Below are 21,320 nucleotides of genomic sequence, written 5' to 3' on the forward strand. Positions count from 1 at the left end.
GTCCACGCCAGGCAGGCGATCCCGTCCAAGGAGTCCGTCATGAACATCTTCACCAATCTGCTGTTCCTGCAGGGCCAACAGGCCGAGCCGCATCCGTTCGACGAGGACGATGACCGTTACTCGCACGGCTACGGCAACGCTGCCGCATCGCACAGGTTCTTTGCCCCGCTGGGCCACGCGCGCGCTGCCAGGAAGAGCGCCGACGCAGTGCCCGCACCCGACCTTGACGCGCGCTGTGCGCTGGCTGGCTGCGGCTGAATACGAAGCGGCCGGACCGCAGCGCCATCGAATCGCGCCTCATCCAGGACGGCGTGGCGCACACCTTCGAACTGGATGCAGCCGCGTTCGAGCGTGCCATCGCCGCGGCGCCGCCCCTGGTCTATCCGCCGCTACCCCTGACCCGCTATTGAGGTCGATCGCCATGCCCGGAACGTTGCGGGCATGGCCGGGGCTGTGCGGCATCACACGCGCTAAACCGGCCACCCAGGCACTCGTTGAAGACAAGTGCCCGCGCTTCGCGCAAGCTTTCCGTCATGTGGACTGGAACCCTCTACGCGCTCGCTGCCGGCCTGATGTGGGGCCTGGTATTCATCGGCCCCCTGCTGCTGCCCGAATACCCGGCGGCGCTGCAATCGGTCGGGCGCTACCTCGCCTTCGGCCTGATCGCGCTGCCGCTGGCGTGGATGGATCGCGCCGCGCTGTGTCGGCTCACGCGCAGCGACTGGATTGAAGCGCTGAAGCTGGCGGTCATCGGCAACCTCATCTATTACCTCTGCCTTGCCAGCGCGATCCAGCGTGCCGGGGCGCCGCTGCCGACGATGATCATCGGCACACTGCCGGTGGTGATCGCGATCAGCGCCAACCTGCGCGACCAGCGCCGCGATGGCCGCCTGCCCTGGCGCAAGCTCGCGCCATCGCTGTTGCTGATCGCCCTCGGTATCGGCTGCGTCAACCGGGTCGAGCTGCAGGCCCTGCGCGCCGATCCCGATGCCGACCTCGTGCGCTACGGGCAAGGCGCCGTGCTCGCGCTGGTCGCCGTCGCCTGCTGGACCTGGTACCCGTTGCGCAATGCCGACTGGCTGCGCGCGCACCCCGACCGCAACCCGCGCACCTGGGCCACCGCGCAGGGCGTGGCCACGCTGCCCCTGGCGGCGGCCGGCTACGCCCTGCTCTGGTTTGGGATGTCGTTCGCGGGCTCGGATTTTCCGATGCCGTTCGGCCCCCGTCCGTGGTTCTTCATCGGCCTGATGGCGGCGATCGGCCTGTTCGCGTCCTGGCTCGGCACGACCTGCTGGAACGAAGCCAGCCAGCGCCTGCCGACCGCGCTGGCGGGGCAGCTGATCGTGTTCGAGACCCTGGCCGCCCTGGCCTACGCGTTCGCGCTGCGTGGCCGGATGCCGGGCCCGCTGACCCTGCTCGGCATCGCGCTGCTGATCGCCGGGGTGATGTGGGCCGTGCGGATCCGCCCGGAACCGGTGACCGCGGCGAGCCACGCCACCTGAACGAGCGCGGCGGTTCCGCCGCGACCGCCAAGCCGTTACGATCCGGGCGTGGCGCGCGGTATGCCACGCCTGTGAAGCGCAACGGGGAAGCGCATGTCGCCAAGAGTTCTCATCGTCACCTTGTCGTTGGCCCTGGGCGCGGTCAGCGGCGCGTTCGGCTATTCGCTGATCGCCGCCAAGCGCGAGCCGGCGAAGCTGGCCGCCGCGCGTGCGGAGGGCCGCGCCGAAGGTCGCGCCGAAGCCGAGAAGGCGGTGACCGACGAACTGGCCGCGCTCAAGCCGGTCGTGTTCGGCAAGGCGGCCGACGCCGAATCGAAAGTGGGCGGCGTCCAGTTCGGCTACGAGTACGTCAAGCCCAAGAACCCCGCGCTGGAGGAGTACTACAAGCTCGCCCACGACGGCGACCTGCTGCACAAGATGCCGGAAGTGCACGCCATCGACGGCATGCTGATGCTGCCGAGGCAGATCAACTACCTCACCGCCGAATGCGGCGAACCCAATGCGTTCTACACGCCGGAGCGCGGCGAAGTGGTCATGTGCTACGAGACCATGAAGGTGCTGCTCGAGCGCGGCCGCGAACTGGCCGCGCAGAACAAGCTTGGCGAGGGCTATGCGGAGCGCTACCTGGAAGCGAACGTGCGCTTCATCATCCTGCACGAGACCGGCCACGCCCTGATCAACATGCTGCAGATCCCGATCACCGGGCGCGAGGAAGATGCGGTCGACCAGCTCGCCACCACGCTGATGCTGCGCTTCGCCGGCCTGGACGAATCCACCGGCGTGGTGACCGAGAACCTGCGCATGGCATCGAACTGGTTCCTCGCGCGCAGCACCGGCGAATACAACCTGGATGCGTATGCCGACGAGCACGCGCTCGGCGAGCAGCGCTACTTCAACCTGCAGTGCCTGTTGTATGGCAGTGACCCGGCGCGCTACCTGAGCATCGTCACCGACGGCGACCTGCCGGAGGCGCGCGCCAAGGGTTGCCCGGAAGAAGCACGACGCATCAGCCGCTCGTGGCTGCGCCTGTTGCTGCCGTATGTTGCGCCGAAGTTCGAGATGACCGAAGAGAAGGCGAACCGCCTGTTCCAGCAGCGCGAACAGGAACGCGATCGCAACGCGTCGTTGCCGTACGTGCGTTGAGGCGGGGCGGTAGCGGCTTCGCCGTTGCCCCGCTTCCGGCCCTTCGGGCCACCTTCTCCCACAAGGGGAGAAGGAAGCGCAGAACCCTCTCGCCTTACAGCGCCGCCACCGCCGCGTTGAACGTCGCGCTCGGCCGCATCGCCTTCGCCGTCAGCGCCAGATCCGGGTGGTAGTAGCCGCCGATCTCCACCGGCTTGCCCTGCACCGCAGCGAGCTCCTCGACGATCTTCGTCTCGTTGCTCTCCAGCGCCGCGGCCAGCTTGGCGAAGCGGGCCTTCAGGCCGGCATCGGCATCCTGCGCCGCCAGGGCCTGCGCCCAGTACATCGCCAGGTAGAAGTGGCTGCCGCGGTTGTCGATGTCGCCGACCTTGCGCGAAGGTGACTTGTCGTTGTCGAGGAACTTGCCGTTGGCGGCATCGAGTGCGTCGGCCAGTACGCGCACGCGCGCATCGCCGTAGCGGTCGGCCATGTGTTCGATCGAGGCGGCCAGCGCCAGGAACTCGCCGAGCGAATCCCAGCGCAGGTAGTCCTCTTCGACGAACTGCTGCACGTGCTTGGGCGCCGAACCGCCGGCGCCGGTCTCGAACAGGCCGCCGCCGGCCATCAGCGGCACGATCGACAGCATCTTGGCGCTGGTGCCCAGCTCCATGATCGGGAACAGGTCGGTCAGGTAGTCACGCAGCACGTTTCCGGTCACCGAGATGGTGTCCTCGCCCTTGCGGATGCGCTCGAGCGACAGCTTCATCGCGTCAACCGGCGCCAGGATGCGGATGTCCAGGCCGCTGGTGTCGTGGTCCTTGAGGTAGCGCTCGACCTTGGCGATCACGTTGGCGTCGTGTGCGCGCTGCGGGTCCAGCCAGAACACCGCGGGGGTGTGGCTCAGGCGCGCGCGGTTGACGGCAAGCTTGACCCAGTCCTGGATCGGCGCGTCCTTGGTCTGGCACATGCGCCAGATGTCGCCGGCTTCCACCGCATGCTCCATCAGCACGTTGCCGGCCTCGTCGAGCACGCGCACGGTGCCGTCGGCCGGGATCTGGAAGGTCTTGTCGTGGGAACCGTACTCCTCGGCCTTCTGCGCCATCAGGCCGACGTTGGGCACGCTGCCCATTGTCGCCGGGTCGAATGCGCCGTTGGTCCTGCAGTCGTCGATCACCGCCTGGTAGATGCCGGCGTAGCAGCGGTCCGGGATCACCGCCTTGGTGTCCTGCAGCCTGCCGTCGGTGTTCCACATGCAGCCCGAGTCGCGGATCATCGCCGGCATCGAGGCGTCGACGATGACGTCGCTGGGCACGTGCAGGTTGGTGATGCCCTTGTCGGAGTTGACCATCGCCAGCGCCGGACGCCGGGCGTACTCGCTGGCAATCTCGATCTCGATCGCGGCGGCAACGTCGGCAGGCAGCGAGGGCAGGCGCGAGTACAGATCGCCCAGGCCGTTGTTGGCGTCGAAGCCGGCCTGATCGAGTTCCTTGCCGTGCCTGGCCAGCGTGTCGCGGAAGAAGCGCTTGACCACGATGCCGAACATGATCGGGTCGGAGACCTTCATCATCGTCGCCTTCAGGTGCAGCGAGAACAGCACGCCCTGGGCCCTGGCATCCTCGATCTGCGCGTCGACGAAGCTCGACAGCGCACTGGCGCTCATCACCGAAGCGTCGATCAGCTCGCCGGCCTTGACCTTGATGTTGGTCTTGAGCATGTTGCGGCGGCCGTCCTTGCCGACCAGGTCGATCGAGACCGTGCCGGCCTGTTCGATCAGGCGCGACTGCTCGCTGCCGTAGAAGTCACCGCCGTCCATGTGCGCGACATGCGACTTCGATTCGCTGCTCCACTTGCCCATGCGGTGCGGATGCTTGCGTGCGTACTGCTTCACCGACGCCGGCGCGCGGCGGTCGGAGTTGCCTTCGCGCAGCACCGGGTTGACCGCGCTGCCCTTGACCTTGTCGTAGCGGGTCTTGATGTCGTTATCGCGCTCGCCCTGCGGCTCTTCCGGATAGTCCGGCAGCGCATAGCCCTGCTGCTGCAGTTCGACGATGGCCGCCTTGAGCTGCGGCACCGAGGCGCTGATGTTGGGCAGCTTGATGATGTTGGCGTCCGGCGTGGTCGCCAGTTCGCCCAGCTCGGCCAGGTGGTCGCCGATCTTCTGGTCATCCTTCAGGAAGTCCGGGAAGTGCGACAGGATGCGGCCGGCCAGCGAGATGTCGCGCGTCTCCACGGCAATGCCCGCGGTGGCGGTGTACGCCGCGACGATCGGCAGCAGCGACTGCGTGGCCAGGAACGGCGCTTCGTCGGTCAGCGTGTAGATGATCTTGGGAGTGTTGGACATGTCGGCGTGACTCGCTTGCGGATGCAGTGTGGTCGGGAGGCCTGGGCAGGCCCGGCAATACCGGCGCTGCCGGTAGGTGCCGATGGCGACGCGCGCCCGCGGGCGCGCAACCGTCGCATTGTCGCGGTTTCAGCTGGGGCGGGCAAAGCGCCAGGCGCAACGCTGTGTGCGCTGGCGCCGTCCATACGCCGGAGTGTTGGCCCCGTGTGCGGGCCTCAGCTGGCGCCGCAGCACTTCTTGTACTTCTTGCCGCTGCCGCACGGGCACGGCTCATTGCGGTCCGGCGTGGCTTCCTTGCGGATCGGCTCGCGCGGGGTCAGCGCATCGATGCGCTGGTGGTGCAGGTCGGCGAGCATGGCGGGCAGGCTGGCGATGACTTCCAGGCGCTCGCGATAGCTGACCGGGGTGCCCGGCTGCTCCGGGTCTTCGCCGACGATCTCGCCGCTGGCGAGGCGGTCGAAGCGCAGGAAGATCTCGTCGATCCACTCGTGTTCGTCCAGCCAGGTGTCCCAGGCGATCTCGCTCAGTTCGACGCCGCGGAAGAAACCGAAGGCCCAGTCGCGGCCGACATCGAGGTCGTCCTCCTGTTCCTCTTCCGGGTCCTCGGGCAGCCACAGCAGCGGGGCGAGGTGGTCGGGCAGGTCGTCTTCGCCGAAGCGCACGCGCTGGCTGACCATGTTCCAGTGGCCCTGCAGCAGGGCTTCGACCTGCTGGCGCTCTTCGTCGTCCTTCCAGCGCGGCTGCGTACCCCAGACCGGCCCCTGCCACTGCTCGAACGCAATGGTTTCCGGGCCCACGGCGAGCGCCGACAGGTAGCCGTCGAGCGCTTCCAGGTTGAAGCCCTTGAAGGGCACCGCGCGCTGTTCCAGAAGTTCGGCCAGTTGTTCGATCTGGGTGTCGTCGAGATAGGCGGGGGCTTTCATCGGGGGACTCGGGGTCGCAGAAACGCGACATGGTAGTCGCATGCGTGTTTTCTCGCCGAGAATGCAGCCATTCCGCCCGATTCAGTGTTGTATCCAGATGACCAGCCTCTGCCCATGTGGCCTCGGCCGCCCCTACACCCAATGTTGTGGCCCGCTCCACGCAGGCGGGGTTGCCGAGACGGCCGAAGCGCTGATGCGGTCGCGTTACAGCGCGTTTGTCCTTGCGGACGTCTCCTACCTGCTGGCCACGTGGCATCGCGACACGCGGCCGCCGGCGCTGGATCTGGGCGAGGCAGGCGCCACGCGCTGGCTCGGGCTGGAGGTCAGGCGCCACGCGATGACCGGCGCCGACCGCGCCACCGTCGAGTTCGTCGCCCGCTGCAAAGTGGGCGGAGCGCCGGCCGTGCGCCTGCACGAGGTCAGCCGGTTCGCGCGCGAGGATGGCCGCTGGTTCTACCTCGACGGTGAGTTTGCGTAAGGTAAAAAAAAGGGCGCGGCAAAGGACCGCGCCCATGCTTGCCCACCATGAGGTGGGGGAGAGAGAGGGTTGCCTTACTTGACCTCGAACTCGGTGGTAGAGGCCGATGCGCCGTTGACGGTGACTTCGGCCTTGTACTTGCCGGCCGGCCACGGCTTGGCATTGGTGAACTCGAAGTTGGTGGTTTCCGCGCCATTGGTGTTGAGCGCCTGCTTCATGTCGCCGGCGGTCTGGCCGTCCTGGTAGAGCAGCCGCGCGCCGATCTCGGCGTTGCTGGCGGTACCGTCGGTGGCCACCGAGACGATGATCTTGTCCTTCGAGGTGAAGGCCATCGTCGGCGCGGCGATCTTCTTGTCGGCGCCCGCGGCGGTGCCGAGGGTGACGCTGGTGACGCTCACGCCAGCCGGTACGGCTGCCGGCATCGGTTCGGCCGGCGGCATCGGCGCGGTCTCGGCCGGCGGCGGCGTCACCGCGACCGGTTCTTCCTTCTTCTTGCAGCCCACCACCGCCAGCGATGCCAGCAGGGCTACGGCCACGGCGTAGTTCACGCGGTTGCGGATCATCATGTGTCGATCTCCTTGGAATTCTGTGCGCGGAAAACTTCAGTCCAGCGGCGGGTCAGTCCAGCGGCGGGATCTTGAGGACCTGGCCGGGCTGGATCTTGTCGGGGTCGTCGAGCTGGTCGCGATTGGCTTCGAAGATCGCGTTCCACTTGTTCGCACTGCCGTAGAACTGCTTGGAGATGTGCGAAAGCGTGTCGCCCTTGGCGACGGTGTAGGACTGTTCGCCTACTTTCTCGGCGGTGGTGTCGACCGTGGCGCTCACGCCTGAGAAATCGGCCTTCTCGACCTTCTCGGCGGTGGTGTCGACGTTGGCGCTGACGCCGGAAAAATCGGCTTTCTTATCCGGTGTGGTCATGGGTGAACGGCTCCTGCCGGAATGGCGGGAGCACCATGACACGCACGTTGTTAAGGAAATATGGCGACCGGGTGAGCTTCGTCACAAGTCGTTATCAGTCGCGTCGCGGCGCGGCGCTATTGCCGTTCGTCGCGACCCGCGGTCGGTTGTTCATGCCCGGGCGTGGCGCGCCAGGGATTGATGTCCAGGCCGCCGCGACGGGTGTAGCGCGCTTCCACCGACAGCCGTTGCGGCGTTGCGCGCGCCATCAGGTCGCAGAAGATCCGCTCCACGCATTGCTCGTGGAACTCGGCGTGGTCGCGGAACGACACCAGGTAACGCAGCAGGCCGGCGCGATCGAGTTTCGGGCCGTGGTAGCTGATCACCACGCGCGCCCAGTCGGGCTGTCCGGTGACCGGGCAGTTCGACTTCAGCAGCGAACTGGTCAGCGTCTCGCTGACCACATGCGAGGCGTCGGCCGCGAGGTGGTCGGCATTGGGCGGGCCGTAATCGTCGACGCTGACATCCAGGCCGTCGATGCAGTCGATGACCGCATTGTCGGCGCTCTCGTCGATCGGCGGCAGGCCGAATGCAACGTCGACCGCCGCGCCGGCCGCGCGCGACAGGTCGTCGACCATGCGCCCGCGCACCGCCTCGTCGCTGTCGAAACGCGTGGAGTTGAACGAGTTCAGGTACAGCTTCAGCGACTTCGATTCGACCAGGTTCGGCGCGGTCGCCGGCACCGTGATCGTGGCCGTGCCGACGTGCGGCTTTCCATGTGCATCCAGCCAGCTCAGCTCGTAGGCGTGCCAGCGGTCCAGGCCGATGAACGGCAGGGCGCGGTCATCGATGCCGATCTCGCCGCGGCCGAGCGCGCGCGCGATCGGGAACAGCAGGGAGGCGTCGTACTTGCGCGGGTAGTCGACGTGGCGGCCGAGCGGAAGGTCTTGGGGGGTCATGGCGGCGATTTTACCCGTGGCGGACCGCCCCAACCTGACCACCGGCCCGTGATGGCGCCGCAAGGATCGGATATCGGCCGCGCCGCCACCGGCCCAGACTGCGCCCCTCGACCCGTGCGGCCACCACCATGCTCACGCTCTACGACTACCTGCCCTCCCGCAACGCCTGGAAGGTCCGGCAACTGCTGCAGCACCTGCACCAGCCGCACCGGACCCGCGTGGTCAGCATCTTCGAAGGCGAGGGCCGCCAGCCCGACTACCTGGCGATCAGCCCCACCGGCACGGTGCCGGCGATCGAGCTCGACGATGGCCGCACGCTGGCCGAGTCCAACGCCATCCTGATGTACCTGGCCGAAGGCACCGACTACATGCCCGCCAATGCGTACGCGAGGGCGAAGGCATGGCAGTGGATGTCGTTCGAACAGGAGCGGATCGAGAGCCAGATCGGCGCGCTGCGGCACTGGACGCTGACCGGGAAGCTGTCGCGGCGGCCGGAGGCGCTGGTGGCGATCAAGCGTGGCGCGGGTGAGAAAGCATTGGCCATTCTCGAACAAGAGCTGGCGACGCGCGATTTCATGGTGGACGACCGCTATGGCATCGCGGACATCGCAATCTTCGCCTACGTCAGCGTTGCCGGTGAAGCGGGTTTCGACATCAGCGCCCGGCCGAATCTACAGCGGTGGATCGACCGTGTGCAGGCCCAGCCAGGTCACCTTGCAGACGTCCATCCTTACGCCATGGACCCGCATTCGGTGAAGGAGCTGGGTTGAGGCAGACGAAGGAAGACGAAGACCTTGCGACGAATCGCCGAAGCGTCGTCCACCGCGCCGGGGATTGCGCAGCAGCGGGCCATGGATGGCCCGCGCCCCGCATCGGACATGGATGTCCGACTAAGGGGCGGAGCAATCCCCGGCGTGGTGGACGGCGCCGTTCCGGAGGAGGCGGCAACCTGCAAGGTCACGATCAAGATGGATCCCGGCGTTCGCCGGGATGACGGTGACGGGACTTACGGGCTTCGGGCCTGGGTCCCGGCCTTCGCCGGGATGACGGGATGTGAGGAGTTGCCGGTGTCAGTCCTTGGCAGCGTCCGTCGCCGCCACGGCCACCGCCTGCGGCTGGTGCAGGTAATCCAGCGTCACCTGCAGCAGCGCGCGCAGGCCCAGGTCGAGAGCCGACTCATCCAGCGCGAACTGCGGCGAATGATTGCTCGGCGCCGTCACCGGATCGATGCCCTTGGCCGTGGCGCCGACGAAGAAGAACATCGACGGCACCTCCTTGGCGAAGTACGAAAAGTCCTCCGCGCCCATCTGCAGCGACGGCTCGACCACGTTGTCGGCGCCGGCAACCGCCTGAAGGCTGGGCAGCATGCGCGCCGTCAGCGCCGGATCGTTGACCGTGACCGGATTGCCCTCGCTGTCGGGCACATTGGCGATGGCCGTGGCCCCGTTGGCGATGCTGACGTGCTCGGCGACGTTCTTCAGATCACTGAAGATCTTCTGCCGCATGCCCTCGTCGAAGGTGCGGATGGTGCCGACCATTTCGACTTCATCGGGAATGATGTTGTAGCGGATGCCACCGTTGATGGCGCCGAAGGTGACCACCGCCGGCAGCTTGGCGATGTCGGTGCGGCGGCTGACGATGGTCTGCGCGGTGCCGATGACGTCGGCCGCGGCGACGATCGGATCGATGCCGCCCCACGGACGCGAACCGTGCGTCTGCCGGCCCTTGATCTTGATGGTGAACTTGTCCGAGGCCGCCATCAGCGGACCCTGGCGCACGCCGATCTGGCCGGCCTGCAGCGTCGAGAACACATGCAGGCCAAACATCGCATCGGGCTTGAAGGTCTTGAACACGCCTTCTTTCAGCATCAGCGAAGCACCGCCTTCCTCGCCATCGGGCGCGCCCTCCTCGGAGGGCTGGAACACCAGCATCACCGAACCGGGCAGGTCGGCCTTCATCTTCACCAGCGCATCGGCGATGCCGAGCAGGATGCCGGTGTGAGCATCGTGACCGCAGGCGTGCATCACGCCGACCGTCTGCCCGCGGAACGTCGCGGTGGCCTTGGAGGCGAACGGCAGGTCGACCTGCTCGGTCACCGGCAGCGCGTCCATGTCGGCGCGCAGGGCGACGCGCGGACCGGGCTTGCCGCCCTGGATGATGACGACCACGCCGTTGTGGGCGATGCCGGTCTGCGGCTTCAGGCCCAGTGCGCGCAGATGCTCGGCGACCTTGGCCGCGGTGCGGGTTTCGCGGTTGGACAGTTCCGGATGCTCATGGAAATCGCGGCGCCAGGCCACGACCTCCTGCTGCACCGCCTTTGCCGCCGCGGTGACTTCCGGTCGCTCGGCGCCGGAACCGTCCGCGGCGTGGGCGGGCGCGGCCAGCAGCGCGGCGATGAGGGCGGGCAGGACGTGCAGGGCGGGACGACGCATCAAGGGCTCCGGTGTGGTCGTTGCCGCGATCGGCGACCGCGGCAGGTGTGTGAAAGGGTGTCGGGGTGAAGCGGTCAGCCGCCGCCGTGCAGGTAGTCCAGCGCCACCTGCAGCATGGCGCGGGTGCCGACATCGAGCGACTGCTCGTCGAGCATGAACTGCGGCGAGTGGTTGATCGGCGCGTGCGCCGGATCAATGCCGGGAGACGTGGAACCCACGAAGAAGTACAGGCCGGGCACGGTGTTGGCGAACTGGGCGAAGTCCTCGGCCACGGTCACCATCGGCATCTCGACGACGTTCTCGGCGCCGACCGCGCGCTGCAGCGACGGCCGCACGCGCGTGGTGAGCGCCGGGTCGTTGATCGTTGCCGGCGCATTGGCCGCGACATCGAGCTTGGCCGTGGCGCCGCTGGCGTGGGCGAAATCCTCGGCGGTGCGGCGGAAGCGGGTGATCACGTCCTCGCGCACCTTGGCGTCGAACGTTCGCAACGTGCCAACCACGCGTGCCTCGTCGGGAATGATGTTGAAGCGCACGCCGGCATTGAACTGGCCGGCCGTCAGCACCACCGGCGTGGCGGCGATGTTGACCTGGCGCGCGATCAGGCTCTGCGTGCCGAGCAGGATCTGGGCGGCAACCGTGATCGGGTCGACGCCGTCCCACGGGCGTGAGCCGTGCGTCTGCTTGCCGTTGACGGTCAGGCTCCACTCGTCGGCCGCGGCGAGCATCGGGCCGCTGCGCACGCCGACCTGGCCGACCGGCAACCCGGCCCAGACATGCAGGCCGAATACCGCGTCGGGTTTGAAATCGCGGAACACGCCTTCATCGAGCATCAGTTTCGCGCCGAAGGTCTCGCCCGGGTTCGGCGGACCTTCCTCGGCTGGCTGGAACACGAACATCACCTCGCCAGGCAGGTCCTGCTTGTGTGCAGCAAGCGCAGTGGCCACGCCAAGCAGGATCGCCACGTGCGCGTCGTGGCCGCAGGCATGCATCACTCCGACCGGCTGGCCGCGGTACTGCGAGGTCACCTTCGAGGCGAACGGCAGGCCGGTCTGTTCGGTGACCGGCAACGCGTCCATGTCGGCGCGGATGGCGATGCGCGGACCGGGCCGGCCGCCCTTGAGCACGGCGACGACGCCGGTATGGGCGATGCCGGTGCGCGGCTGCAGGCCGAGCTTGCGCAGCTGGTCGGCGATCACCTTGGCGGTGCGCACTTCCTGGTTGCCCAGCTCGGGATGCTGGTGGAGGTCGCGGCGCCAGGCCACGACTTGCGGCTGCACGGCCTTGGCGGCGGCGACGACGTCGGTGGCGTCAGCGTCGATGGCGTGAGGGTCGGTGGCGTCAGTGGCGGAAGCGCCGGCATGGGCCGCCGGGGCCAGCAATGCGGCGAGCACGGCCGGCAGGATGGCGAGGTGCAGGGCGTGGCGCATGGCGCGTTGCTTCGGCTGGCGCATCAAGGAAGACTCCGCGGAACAGGCCCCGATGCTAGCTGCCAAGGCCCCCTTGTTGTAGCCCGGGCCAGGTACTGCCCGACAGAATCTCCGCCTGACGCTTCCGGCTGAGCCCGGCAAGCGCCTGCCTGTACGACCAGTCGACCAGTTCGATCAGGTAGTCCTGGGGCACGCGCCGCACATCGACGATCGTGATCCAGCGGTAGCGGCCCATGTAACGCGCCGGCTTCATGCCCGGCACGTCGGTGAGTTCAACGAAGCGCTCCGGACTGACCTTGATGCTGAAACGCCAGCGCTCCGGCTCGCTGGTCTTGAAGTAGGCGAAGGTCTTGCCACCGACGCTGTAGACCAGGATGTTGCTCGGCGCGGCATGCAGCACCTGCGCGGCACCGCGGAAGCGGGCGCAGTGCGCCTGTAGCTGCAAAGTGTCCATGTTGTTGGGCGCGCTTCTGGGGCGGGCTACTGGGCCGGGAGGACGATGCCGGGATTGTTGCACCGGCGTGGTCCCGAACCTGTCAGCACAGTTGCGACAGCCAGCCGTCCTCGCACCACGATTGCAGATAGCCCACTGCCACCGCGGGCACCTCGGCGGCGGGCAGGTCCGCCAGCAGCGCCTCGCACAGCCCGGCAAAGTCGCCGCCTTGCAGGAAGTGGCCCAGGGCCAGGTCCTGGCTGCCATCGAGCGAGCGGAAGCGGCCGACCCGGTCTTCGTCGCGCCACAGCGCCCAACGCGCCTCCACCGGCACCGCCAGCGGCGGAGCCTGCGCGGCCTTGATCGCCTGCCAGGTCTCCACGGTGTTGAACCCGGTTCGGTAGCGATGGACGCTGGGATGGAACTGCAACCGAAGCCCGGGCCAGGCCGCCTGCGGAAGCGCCAGCAACTGGCCCCAGTCCAGGCGGCTGCGGTCGGCGGCATCGAATCCATCGAGCAGGCAGCGCTCGAACCGCGCCAGCTCGGCCAGCTGCGGATGTGCGGAAAACGGTTCGGCAAACGCCAGGTAGTCGGGCAGGCCAGCGCCAAAATCGCGCAGCGAGCGCACGCGCGAGGGATGGCTGGCGATGTAGCCGGCGCACATGCGCTCCCACAACTCGTCGCCGAGATACGTACCGAGCACCGGGTGGTCGTTGTCCAGCGCCTCGCGCAATCGCGCGCCGTAGGCGTGGCCGTAGATGCCAAGTCCCAGCGCGACGGGCATGCGGCCGCTGGCGAGCAGGCCGCCGACTTCGCCGCTCGCATCGCCGCCGCGCATCTGCGCCAGGAACCGGCGCTGCAATGCCATCAGGCCGTCGCCGCGGCGGCGAGTGGCAATCATACCGCCACCGCCACGCCGGCACTGGCGCGCGCGAATGCCGCACGCGCGAGGTCGAGCTCGGCCACCAGTTCGGGCAGCGGCGGGAAATGATCGTCGCGTTCGATCATCGTGCTGACCGCGCCAAACCGGCCGATCGCACTCTCGTACAGCGACCAGACCGCATCGGGCACGTCGTGGTCGTGGGTATCGACACAGTGCGTGCCGTAGTCGCTGTGCCCGGCGAGGTGGATCTGCCAGACCCGGTCGACCGGAATGCCGGCAAGGTAGTCGTTCGGATCGAACCCGTGGTTGCGCGCGCTGACCTGGATGTTGTTGACGTCCAGCAGGATCCGGCAACCGCTGCGGCGGGCGATCTGCGCGACGAACTCCCACTCGGGCATGTCCGAGTCGCGGAACTCGACGTAGCTGCTGAGGTTCTCGAGCAGCAGCTCGCGGCCGAGGTGGTCCTGCACCTGCTGCACCCGATCGACGACGTGGGCAATGGTGGCCTCGTTGTAGGGCAGGGGCAGCAGGTCGTGGCTGTTGAGGCCATCCACGCCGGTCCAGCACAGATGGTCGGAGACCCAGGCAGGTTCGATGCGCAGCATCAGTTCGCGCAGGCGATGCAGATAGGCGCGGTCAAGCGGGTCGGTGCTGCCGATCGACAGCGACACGCCGTGCATGGCGATCGGATATCGACCGCGGATCTGTTCGAGGTAGTGCTGCGGCTTGCCGCCATCGACCATGAAGTTCTCCGAGATGATCTCGAACCAGTCGACGGCGGGCGAACCGGACAGGATCTGCTCGAAGTATTCCGGCCGCAGGCCCAGCCCGAAGCCGAGCCAGGGACGGACCTCCGGCGCGAGTGCGCCGGAGGGGCAGAGACGGGTTGCATGCGGCTGCATGATCAGCCCGCGTTGCCGCCGACGTTGGAGCAGCTGGCCGCCGGCAGCGCGACGAAGCCCTTGCCCTTGCAGCTGCCGTGGCCCTTGCAGGCGTTGTCGGCGGTCTTGCAGTCGTTGTGGCCCTTGCAGGCGTTGACGCCGTAGCAGTGCACCTGGCTGGCGGCGGCGGCGCTGAACTTCACCTTGGGGTCGACGCGGCTTCCGCCGATGTCGCTGCAGGCCTTCTCCGATGCGGCGACGAATCCCTTGCCCTTGCAGCTGCCCTGGCCCTTGCAGGCGTTGTCGGCGGTCTTGCAGTCGTTGTGGCCTTTGCAGGCGTTGACGCCGGAACAGTGCACGAGCTCGACCTTGTCGGCCGACTTGGACTTGGCGACTGCGGCCGGCGCCGCGAACGCCAGGCCGGCGGCCACCAGGGCCAGGGCGACGCCGGAAACGGGGATCAGGGAAGCTTTCATTGGATGGTTCTCCAGAACAGTAGGAAGAGATCGGGGGAAGAGATCGAGCGCGGGGAATTCCGTCGCCAGGGAACAGTTCGCACGAGGCATCGCGTTGGTTACACGCGCCGCCGCGCAGTCGGGGATCCCAGCCAGGCGAACAGGCGCCCGGCGAGCACGGCGGCCAGCGCCGACAGCACCAGCACCGCACCGAAATGCCACAGCAGCGACATCAGCGCGGTCTCGCCGCGGTGCACCAGCGCCACGGTCGCCGAAGACAGGGCGGCCGCCGACAACGCCGTGAGTGCCGCCGTCGCCGTCGGGCGGATGACGCCGGCGTGGCGCACCATCAGCAACATGACCAGGCCCAGCGGCAGGCTGGTCAGGACGATCGCGCGCGCGCACTCGACGCTGAAGCCTTCGTAGGCAAACGCGCCGGCGCCCAACTGCGCCACGTCGCCCGCACAGCCCAGGCCGATGCCACCGAGCCACAGCAGCGCCGTGGGCAGTGGCAACCACTGCCATCGCGCGCTGCGGCCAGGCACGCTCACCTGGAACACCGCGAAGGCGGCGAACAGCCCGGTGATCGCGCTCGCGCCCCACTCGATCGCCGCGGCGGGCGAGCGCAGGTGCCGCAGCGCCCCCGGATCCAGGCCGATGGCGACCACGACCAGCGCCAGCACCACGATGGCCGCTGCCATCCAGGCCAGTGTCCGCCGCAGCGGCGAGGCAATCGGCCGCACGGGTGTGGCCGCATCGGCGAGTCGTCGGATCAGAACGTTGGTGTCACTCATGGAGGTGGCCTTTGTCGATGACGATGCGCCGAAGGGTCTTGAGCGCGCGATGGCAGGCGACCTTGAGCGCGCCCTCGCTCTGCCGGCTCTGGCTGGATGCTTCGCGCAGCGACAACTCGTCCAGCCGCAGCAGCCGGATCGCCTCGCGCTGGCGCTCGGGCAGCGCCCCCACCGCGTCGCGCATGCGGTCGGCGACGTGGACGCGGGCGAGCGATTCGTCGGGCCCGGCCACCTGCGTCGCTGCATCGAAGTCCGGGTCGCTGCCGCACTCGTGCTGCTGGCGATGGCTGCGGCGGCGGAGCAGGTCAATGCAACGCCGACTGGCGATGGTGGCCAGCCAGGGCTTGAACGGGCGACCGGGTTCGTAGGTATGGCGGATGCGGTGCACCACCATCAGCACTTCCTGCAACGCGTCCTCGGCGTCCTCGCCCGGGCCGACATAGCGCCGCGCGATCGCACGCACGTAAGGCGTCACCGCCCGCAACAGTGCGTGATAGGCGCTGCGGTCGCCGCACTGGGCCTGCAGCATCCACTGCCCCCAAAGGACATCGTCGGCCTGCGCCGTGTCTGCGGACATCGCTGGATCCTCGGGGGGAATGGGGCGACGGCTGCGGCAGCACACAGGGCGCGGGATGCCCTGACACGCGGCCGCGCCGTCACTCCACAAGAGGCAGCGAAGGGGCGAAAGGATTCGCGGTGGTGCTGCCCCCCCAAAAAGAAAAAGGCCGACTCTTGCGAGCCGGCCTTTGCTGGAAACACTGCGCTTGCGGCTTACGCCACCTTGACGATCCGCAGCGGGTTGTCCCATTCCTTCAGCAGCTCGGCCTCGCGGGCCTTGGCCTTGTGCAGGTGGTCTTCCTTTACGTGGCCGTAGCCGCGGATGTGCTCCGGGATGCCGGCGATCTCCGCAGCCAGGCCCACGTTGCTGCGGTCGAGCTTGCCGAGCAGGCCTTCGATCGTCGCGAAGTAATCGACGATGAGCTGGCGCTCCATCTTGCGCTCCTCGGTCTTGCCGAAGATGTCAAAAGCACCGCCGCGCAGGAAGCGCAGCTTGGCCATCCACTTGAACGCGGTGAACACCCACGGGCCGAACTCCTGCTTGATCAGCCGGCCCTGCGCGTCCTTCTTTGCCAGCAGCGGCGGCGCGAGGTGGAACTTCAGCTTGTAGTCGCCGTCGAACTGCTGCTCGAGCTTCTTCTGGAAATCACCGCTGGTGTACAGGCGCGCGACCTCGTACTCGTCCTTGTAGGCCATCAGCTTGAAGGCGTAACGGGCGACGGCCTCGGTCAGGTCGGTGGTACCGGCGACGTTGCGCTCGGCCGCATGCACGCGCGCGACGAAATCGCTGTAGCGCTTGGCGTAGCCGGCGTCCTGGTACTCGGTCAGGAAGGCGACACGGCGCGACACTACCTCATCGAGCGAACGCGACAGGCGCGCGTCGTCGAGGGGCAGGAACGCGACGTTGTCGCCTCCGTGTGCTGGCACATGGCGCAGCTCGTCCTCCTTGCGGGTCGTGCGCGGCGCGCTGGTCGCGCCCCACTCGTTGCCTTCCCACGCGCCCGGCGACAGCATCGGCAGCTCGCCCGGAGTGGCTTCTGCGGCCGTCTGCGCGTTGCGCACCAGGCCTGCCGACTCGGCGACGGCCTTGGGATCGACCACGGCCAGGCGGCCCCAGGCGAATGCGGTTTTGTTCATCTCGATCGCCGCGCCGTTGAGCTCCACCGCACGCATGATCGAATCCAGCGACAGCGGCACCAGGCCCTGCTGCCAGGCGTAGCCGAGGATGAAGAGGTTGGATGCGATCGCATCGCCCATCAGCGCGGTGGCGAGCTGGGTGGCGTCGACCACGTGCGGGTCTTTGCCACCGAGCGCGACCTTGATCGCGGCGATGATGTCGGTCGCCGGGAACTGCATGTCCGGACGGGTGGTGAACGTGCCCGGCATCGCCTCGTAGCTGTTGATCACGACCGAGCTGCGCCCGGCACGCACCTTCGACAGCGCCCAGTAGTCGTTGACCACGACCATGTCGCAACCCAGCACCAGGTCGGCCTCGCCAGCGGCGATGCGCACGGCGTGGATGTCGGCCGGCGTGCGGGCGATGCGGATATGGGTGGTGACCGCGCCGCCCTTCTGCGCCAGGCCGGTCTGGTCGAGCACGGTCGCGCCCTTGCCTTCCAGATGCCCTGCCATGCCGAGCAGCGCGCCGATCGTCACCACGCCCGTGCCGCCGACGCCGGTGATCAGGATGTTCCAGGGCTGGTCGAGCGACGGCAGCTGCGGCATCGGCAGGTCACTCAGGCGATCCTTCGCGCCGCTGCTCTTCTTCTTGCGCAAGCCACCGCCTTCCACCGTCACGAAGCTCGGGCAGAAGCCGTTGACGCAGGAGTAGTCCTTGTTGCAATTCGACTGGTCGATCTCGCGCTTGCGGCCGAACTCGGTTTCCTTCGGCAGCACCGACACGCAGAACGACTTCTTGCCGCAGTCGCCGCAGCCTTCGCAGACCAGCGAGTTGACCATCACGCGCTTCTGCGGGTCGACCATCTTGCCGCGCTTGCGACGGCGGCGCTTCTCGGTGGCGCAGGTCTGGTCGTAGATCAGGATGGTGGTGCCCTTCACTTCGCGCAGGCGCTTCTGGACGGTGTCCAGTTCCTTTCGGTCGAAGAACTCGACATCGGACGGGAAGATCTCGCGCTTGTTCCACTTGGCGATGTCGTCCGAGACCACCACGATGGTCTGCACGCCTTCCGAACGCACCTGGTGGGCGATCTGCGGCACCGACAGCGTGCCGTCGACCGGCTGGCCGCCGGTCATCGCGACCGCGTCGTTGTAGAGGATCTTGTAGGTGATGTTGACGCCAGTCGCGACCGACTGGCGGATCGCCAGCGAGCCCGAATGGAAGTACGTGCCGTCGCCGAGGTTCTGGAAGACGTGCTGGGTCTCGGTGAACTGCGCCTGGCCCGACCAGGTCACGCCTTCGCCGCCCATGTGGGTGAAGGTGTCGGTGCTGCGGTCCATCCAGGTCACCATGTAGTGGCAACCGATGCCGCCGAGCGCGCGCGAACCTTCCGGCACGACGGTCGAGGTGTTGTGCGGGCAGCCGGAGCAGTAGTGCGGCACGCGCGGGAACTGCGCGCGCGGCAGGGCCAGCTCGGATTCCTTCTCGGCCATCCAGCGCAGCACGTTCTCGATGTGCTCGCTGTTGTGGAACTTTTGAATTCGACGGCCGATCACGCCGGCGATGGTCGCCGGGGTCAGCTCGCCGGTCGACGGCAGGATCCACTCGCCCTGCTCGTCGTACTTGCCGACGATCGACGGACGCTGGCCGCTCCAGTTGTACATGTACTCCTTCATCTGGCGCTCGATGAAGGCGCGCTTTTCCTCGACGACGACGATGTCTTCAAGTCCTTGCGCGAAGCGGGTGATGCCGACCGGTTCCAGCGGCCAGGTCATGCCGACCTTGTAGACGCGTATGCCGAGGTCGGCGCATGCGTTCTCGTCCAGGCCCAGGTATTCCAGCGCCTGCAGCACGTCGAGGTAGGACTTGCCGGTGGTGACGATGCCCAGGCGCGCGCGCGGCGAATCGATGACCGTGCGGTCGATGCCGTTGGCGCGGGCGAAGGCCTGCGCGGCCTTGACCGCATAGCGGTGCAGGCGCATTTCCTGGTCCATCGGCGGATCGGGCCAGCGGATGTTGAGGCCGCCGACCGGCATCTCGAAATCGTCCGGCGTGACGATCTGGATCGACAGCGGGTTGACGTCGATGGAGGCCGACGACTCGACCGTCTCGGCGATCGTCTTGAAGCCGACCCAGCGACCGGTGTAACGCGACATCGCCCAGCCGATGACGCCCATGTCGAGGATGTCCTGGACGCCGGCGGGGTTGAGGATCGGCATCATCGCGCTGACGAACTCGTCTTCCGAGCCGTGCGGCAGCGTCGACGAGCGGCACGCATGGTCGTCTGCGGCGAGCGCGAGCACGCCACCGAACTTCGAGGTGCCGGCGGCGTTGGCGTGCTTGAACACGTCGCCCGTGCGGTCCACGCCCGGGCCCTTGCCGTACCACATGCCGTAGACGCCTTCGACCTTGGCGCCCGGGAACAGGTTGGTCTGCTGCGTGCCCCAGACCATCGTCGCGCCGAGGTCCTCGTTGAGGCCCGGGGTGAACTTCACACCGGCCGCTTCCAGGTGCTTGCGCGCGCGCCACAGCTCCAGGTCGAAGCCGCCCAGCGGGCTGCCGCGGTAGCCGGAGATGAAACCGGCGGTGTTGAGGCCGGCGGCCTGGTCGCGCAGGCGCTGCATCAGCGGCAGGCGCACCAGCGCCTGCACACCGCTCAGATAGATGCGGCCCTGTTCGCGGCTGTACTTGTGCTCGAGCGAGTAGTCGGTATCGAGCACCGAGTTGGTAAGCGCGGTGTTCGCCGAGGACGGCGAGCTGAGTTCGGCGGTGCTGGTCATGCGTGGCTCCGGCGCGCCGGGGGGCGCGTGGGTGGCTGCGGACGCCCGTAACCATGCCTCGCGACGGGTGGTCGCGACGCAAAAGTCCGAGCAAAGACTCGGAATTGTAGCAGTCAGACCACTTTGAGCCGGTTGCCGGGCACGGCGAAGCCACGGGGGCGGCGCCGCGCCCCATTCAGGCAATGCTGCCGCCGGGGTCAAGCTTGGCCGTTGATCCAGGTGCCCTGCACTTGCAGGTCGTGGTCCAGCATCACCAGATCGGCGCGGAAGCCCGGGGCGATGCGCCCCAGTTCGCCGCCCAGGCCGAGGAATTCGGCCGGATAGGTCGAGGCCATGCGGCAGGCTTCGGCCAGCGGCAGGCCCAGGCGTTCGACCGTGTTGCGGACCGCACCAGCCATGTCCAGCGCCGAGCCGGCGAGGGTGCCGTCGGCGGTGGTGCACTGGCCGTCGCGGCAGGTCATGGTCACGCCGTAGAGCGCGAAATCCTCGCGCACGCCGCCGACCGGCGGCATCGCGTCGGTGACCAGCATCATCTTGCCGACCGGGCGCGCGGCGATCGCCACGCGCAGGGCGGCGTCGTGGACGTGGTAGCCGTCGACGATCAGGCCGCACCAGGCGTCCGGGTTTTCGAGCGCGGCACCGACGGCGCCCGGCTCGCGGCTGTTCAACGGCGTCATCGCATTGAACAGGTGGGTAACGCCGCGGATGCCGGCCGCGAAGCCGTCGCGCAGTTGTTCGTAGGTGGCCGCGGTGTGGCCGGCGCAGACGAGCACGCGGCGGGCGGCGAGCTCGCGCAGGGTGTCGGTGCTGAAGCGCTCCGGCGCCAGGGTCAGCATCGTGCGGCCCTTGCCGAGCGAGGCGATCAGGTCGAGTTCGTCCTTGCCCGGCGTGTGGAACTTGGCCGGGTCGTGCACGCCCTTGCGCGCGGCGTTGAGATACGGGCCTTCGAGATGGATGCCGAGGATACCCGGCACGCCCTGCTCGATCGCGTCGCGGGTGGCGGCAATCGCGCGCGCCATCACGGCGGTGTCGTCGCTGATCAGCGTCGGCATCAGGCCGGTGGTGCCGAACTTGCGGTGCGCAGCGGCAATCGTGCGCAGGCCGTCCACCGTCGGCTCGTCGTTGAACAGCACATCGCCGCCGCCGTTGACCTGGGTGTCGATGAAGCCCGGCACCAGGTAGCCGCCAGCGAGGTCGACGATCCTGGCGTCCTTCGGCGCGGCGCCGGGCAGCACGGCGACGATGTGGCCGTCTTCCACCAGCGCGCAGACATCGGATTCGAAGCCGTGGTCGGTGAGGATGTGGCCGTTGTGGAAGGCGGTCGTGATGGTCATGGCA

Annotated in this window: 20 protein-coding genes; 5 read left to right on the forward strand and 15 right to left on the reverse strand. The window is 67.9% G+C overall.

What is annotated here, in order from left to right:
* Positions 1–39: 39 nt before the first annotated feature.
* The 3 genes from AC1DER_RS14065 (at position 40) to AC1DER_RS14075 (ending at position 2,645) form a co-directional block, all read left to right on the forward strand.
* Positions 40–258 (forward strand): hypothetical protein, encoded by a 219-nt coding sequence (locus tag AC1DER_RS14065; protein WP_477248442.1) that lies wholly within the window; start codon positions 40–42, stop codon positions 256–258.
* A gap of 275 nt (positions 259–533) precedes the next feature.
* Complete coding sequence (locus tag AC1DER_RS14070) at positions 534–1,502, forward strand: DMT family transporter (protein WP_477248444.1); 969 nt, start codon at positions 534–536, stop codon at positions 1,500–1,502.
* Positions 1,503–1,595: 93 nt separating this feature from the next.
* Positions 1,596–2,645: a DUF4344 domain-containing metallopeptidase gene (locus AC1DER_RS14075; RefSeq protein ID WP_441815691.1), complete on the forward strand. Its 1,050-nt coding sequence runs from the start codon at positions 1,596–1,598 to the stop codon at positions 2,643–2,645.
* Positions 2,646–2,739: 94 nt separating this feature from the next.
* Here the strand turns inward: AC1DER_RS14075 and AC1DER_RS14080 are convergent, their stop codons facing one another.
* A complete protein-coding gene (locus tag AC1DER_RS14080) occupies positions 2,740–4,965 on the reverse strand; it encodes an NADP-dependent isocitrate dehydrogenase (RefSeq protein WP_477358069.1) in 2,226 nt (741 codons plus the stop codon).
* A gap of 215 nt (positions 4,966–5,180) precedes the next feature.
* On the reverse strand, positions 5,181–5,888 hold the full coding sequence (locus AC1DER_RS14085; RefSeq protein WP_441815693.1) for a UPF0149 family protein: 708 nt from the start codon (positions 5,886–5,888) through the stop codon (positions 5,181–5,183).
* A 97-nt stretch (positions 5,889–5,985) separates the two neighbouring features.
* Here AC1DER_RS14085 and AC1DER_RS14090 point away from each other — a divergent pair, with 97 nt between their 5' ends.
* Complete coding sequence (locus tag AC1DER_RS14090; protein ID WP_477248448.1) at positions 5,986–6,366, forward strand: YchJ family protein; 381 nt, start codon at positions 5,986–5,988, stop codon at positions 6,364–6,366.
* Positions 6,367–6,440: 74 nt separating this feature from the next.
* Here the strand turns inward: AC1DER_RS14090 and AC1DER_RS14095 are convergent, their stop codons facing one another.
* The 3 genes from AC1DER_RS14095 to queF all read right to left on the reverse strand — a co-directional run bounded on the left by AC1DER_RS14095 (position 6,441) and on the right by queF (position 8,222).
* Positions 6,441–6,932 (reverse strand): hypothetical protein, encoded by a 492-nt coding sequence (locus AC1DER_RS14095; RefSeq protein ID WP_477248450.1) that lies wholly within the window; start codon positions 6,930–6,932, stop codon positions 6,441–6,443.
* Between the two features lie 52 nt (positions 6,933–6,984).
* On the reverse strand, positions 6,985–7,284 hold the full coding sequence (locus tag AC1DER_RS14100) for a LysM peptidoglycan-binding domain-containing protein (RefSeq protein WP_441815696.1): 300 nt from the start codon (positions 7,282–7,284) through the stop codon (positions 6,985–6,987).
* Between the two features lie 116 nt (positions 7,285–7,400).
* Positions 7,401–8,222 carry an NADPH-dependent 7-cyano-7-deazaguanine reductase QueF gene (gene queF / locus AC1DER_RS14105; RefSeq protein ID WP_441815697.1) on the reverse strand — a complete coding sequence of 274 codons (822 nt, stop codon included), beginning with the start codon at positions 8,220–8,222 and terminating at the stop codon, positions 7,401–7,403.
* Positions 8,223–8,350: 128 nt separating this feature from the next.
* On the opposite strand from queF, the gene AC1DER_RS14110 reads away from it, so the two are divergent.
* Positions 8,351–8,992 (forward strand): glutathione S-transferase family protein, encoded by a 642-nt coding sequence (locus AC1DER_RS14110; RefSeq protein WP_477248453.1) that lies wholly within the window; start codon positions 8,351–8,353, stop codon positions 8,990–8,992.
* A 300-nt stretch (positions 8,993–9,292) separates the two neighbouring features.
* Here AC1DER_RS14110 and AC1DER_RS14115 read toward each other — a convergent pair whose 3' ends face one another.
* From AC1DER_RS14115 to nagA, 10 genes are all read right to left on the reverse strand, one after another.
* Complete coding sequence (locus AC1DER_RS14115) at positions 9,293–10,654, reverse strand: M20 family metallopeptidase (RefSeq protein ID WP_477246960.1); 1,362 nt, start codon at positions 10,652–10,654, stop codon at positions 9,293–9,295.
* 74 nt (positions 10,655–10,728) lie between these two features.
* Entirely contained in the window at positions 10,729–12,081 is a 1,353-nt protein-coding gene (locus AC1DER_RS14120) for a M20 family metallopeptidase (protein WP_477246966.1), read from the reverse strand.
* Positions 12,082–12,136: 55 nt separating this feature from the next.
* Positions 12,137–12,535, reverse strand: a complete 399-nt coding sequence (locus AC1DER_RS14125; protein WP_477246958.1) for an MmcQ/YjbR family DNA-binding protein — start codon at positions 12,533–12,535, stop codon at positions 12,137–12,139.
* A gap of 82 nt (positions 12,536–12,617) precedes the next feature.
* The gene (locus tag AC1DER_RS14130; RefSeq protein ID WP_477246956.1) at positions 12,618–13,415 is read right to left on the reverse strand and encodes an HvfC/BufC family peptide modification chaperone; all 798 of its coding nucleotides are present in this window, start codon (positions 13,413–13,415) and stop codon (positions 12,618–12,620) included.
* Positions 13,412–14,299, reverse strand: a complete 888-nt coding sequence (gene bufB / locus AC1DER_RS14135) for an MNIO family bufferin maturase (RefSeq protein WP_477246954.1) — start codon at positions 14,297–14,299, stop codon at positions 13,412–13,414. The genes AC1DER_RS14130 and bufB overlap by 4 nt, the downstream gene beginning before the upstream one ends.
* Positions 14,300–14,301: 2 nt before the next feature.
* Positions 14,302–14,754: a BufA2 family periplasmic bufferin-type metallophore gene (gene bufA2 / locus AC1DER_RS14140; protein ID WP_441815703.1), complete on the reverse strand. Its 453-nt coding sequence runs from the start codon at positions 14,752–14,754 to the stop codon at positions 14,302–14,304.
* Positions 14,755–14,852: 98 nt separating this feature from the next.
* Entirely contained in the window at positions 14,853–15,527 is a 675-nt protein-coding gene (locus AC1DER_RS14145) for an NrsF family protein (RefSeq protein ID WP_477246951.1), read from the reverse strand.
* Entirely contained in the window at positions 15,520–16,104 is a 585-nt protein-coding gene (locus tag AC1DER_RS14150; RefSeq protein WP_477246949.1) for an RNA polymerase sigma factor, read from the reverse strand. Before AC1DER_RS14150 ends, AC1DER_RS14145 begins: the two co-directional genes overlap by 8 nt.
* A 194-nt stretch (positions 16,105–16,298) precedes the next feature.
* The gene (locus AC1DER_RS14155; protein WP_477246947.1) at positions 16,299–19,982 is read right to left on the reverse strand and encodes an indolepyruvate ferredoxin oxidoreductase family protein; all 3,684 of its coding nucleotides are present in this window, start codon (positions 19,980–19,982) and stop codon (positions 16,299–16,301) included.
* 197 nt (positions 19,983–20,179) lie between these two features.
* Positions 20,180–21,310: an N-acetylglucosamine-6-phosphate deacetylase gene (gene nagA, locus AC1DER_RS14160; protein ID WP_477246964.1), complete on the reverse strand. Its 1,131-nt coding sequence runs from the start codon at positions 21,308–21,310 to the stop codon at positions 20,180–20,182.
* Positions 21,311–21,320 lie beyond the last annotated feature (10 nt).

It is taken from the genome of Lysobacter sp. 05T417, assembly GCF_056396405.1.

Bases quoted from the DNA above. Each gene is read 5' to 3' on its own strand.
- AC1DER_RS14065 (WP_477248442.1), top strand. From the start codon at position 40: ATGAACATCTTCACCAATCTGCTGTTCCTGCAGGGCCAACAGGCCGAG.
- AC1DER_RS14070 (WP_477248444.1), top strand. From the start codon at position 534: ATGTGGACTGGAACCCTCTACGCGCTCGCTGCCGGCCTGATGTGGGGC.
- AC1DER_RS14075 (WP_441815691.1), top strand. From the start codon at position 1,596: ATGTCGCCAAGAGTTCTCATCGTCACCTTGTCGTTGGCCCTGGGCGCG.
- AC1DER_RS14080 (WP_477358069.1), bottom strand. From the start codon at position 4,965: ATGTCCAACACTCCCAAGATCATCTACACGCTGACCGACGAAGCGCCG.
- AC1DER_RS14085 (WP_441815693.1), bottom strand. From the start codon at position 5,888: ATGAAAGCCCCCGCCTATCTCGACGACACCCAGATCGAACAACTGGCC.
- AC1DER_RS14090 (WP_477248448.1), top strand. From the start codon at position 5,986: ATGACCAGCCTCTGCCCATGTGGCCTCGGCCGCCCCTACACCCAATGT.
- AC1DER_RS14095 (WP_477248450.1), bottom strand. From the start codon at position 6,932: ATGATGATCCGCAACCGCGTGAACTACGCCGTGGCCGTAGCCCTGCTG.
- AC1DER_RS14100 (WP_441815696.1), bottom strand. From the start codon at position 7,284: ATGACCACACCGGATAAGAAAGCCGATTTTTCCGGCGTCAGCGCCAAC.
- queF (WP_441815697.1), bottom strand. From the start codon at position 8,222: ATGACCCCCCAAGACCTTCCGCTCGGCCGCCACGTCGACTACCCGCGC.
- AC1DER_RS14110 (WP_477248453.1), top strand. From the start codon at position 8,351: ATGCTCACGCTCTACGACTACCTGCCCTCCCGCAACGCCTGGAAGGTC.
- AC1DER_RS14115 (WP_477246960.1), bottom strand. From the start codon at position 10,654: ATGCGTCGTCCCGCCCTGCACGTCCTGCCCGCCCTCATCGCCGCGCTG.
- AC1DER_RS14120 (WP_477246966.1), bottom strand. From the start codon at position 12,081: ATGCGCCACGCCCTGCACCTCGCCATCCTGCCGGCCGTGCTCGCCGCA.
- AC1DER_RS14125 (WP_477246958.1), bottom strand. From the start codon at position 12,535: ATGGACACTTTGCAGCTACAGGCGCACTGCGCCCGCTTCCGCGGTGCC.
- AC1DER_RS14130 (WP_477246956.1), bottom strand. From the start codon at position 13,415: ATGATTGCCACTCGCCGCCGCGGCGACGGCCTGATGGCATTGCAGCGC.
- bufB (WP_477246954.1), bottom strand. From the start codon at position 14,299: ATGCAGCCGCATGCAACCCGTCTCTGCCCCTCCGGCGCACTCGCGCCG.
- bufA2 (WP_441815703.1), bottom strand. From the start codon at position 14,754: ATGAAAGCTTCCCTGATCCCCGTTTCCGGCGTCGCCCTGGCCCTGGTG.
- AC1DER_RS14145 (WP_477246951.1), bottom strand. From the start codon at position 15,527: ATGAGTGACACCAACGTTCTGATCCGACGACTCGCCGATGCGGCCACA.
- AC1DER_RS14150 (WP_477246949.1), bottom strand. From the start codon at position 16,104: ATGTCCGCAGACACGGCGCAGGCCGACGATGTCCTTTGGGGGCAGTGG.
- AC1DER_RS14155 (WP_477246947.1), bottom strand. From the start codon at position 19,982: ATGACCAGCACCGCCGAACTCAGCTCGCCGTCCTCGGCGAACACCGCG.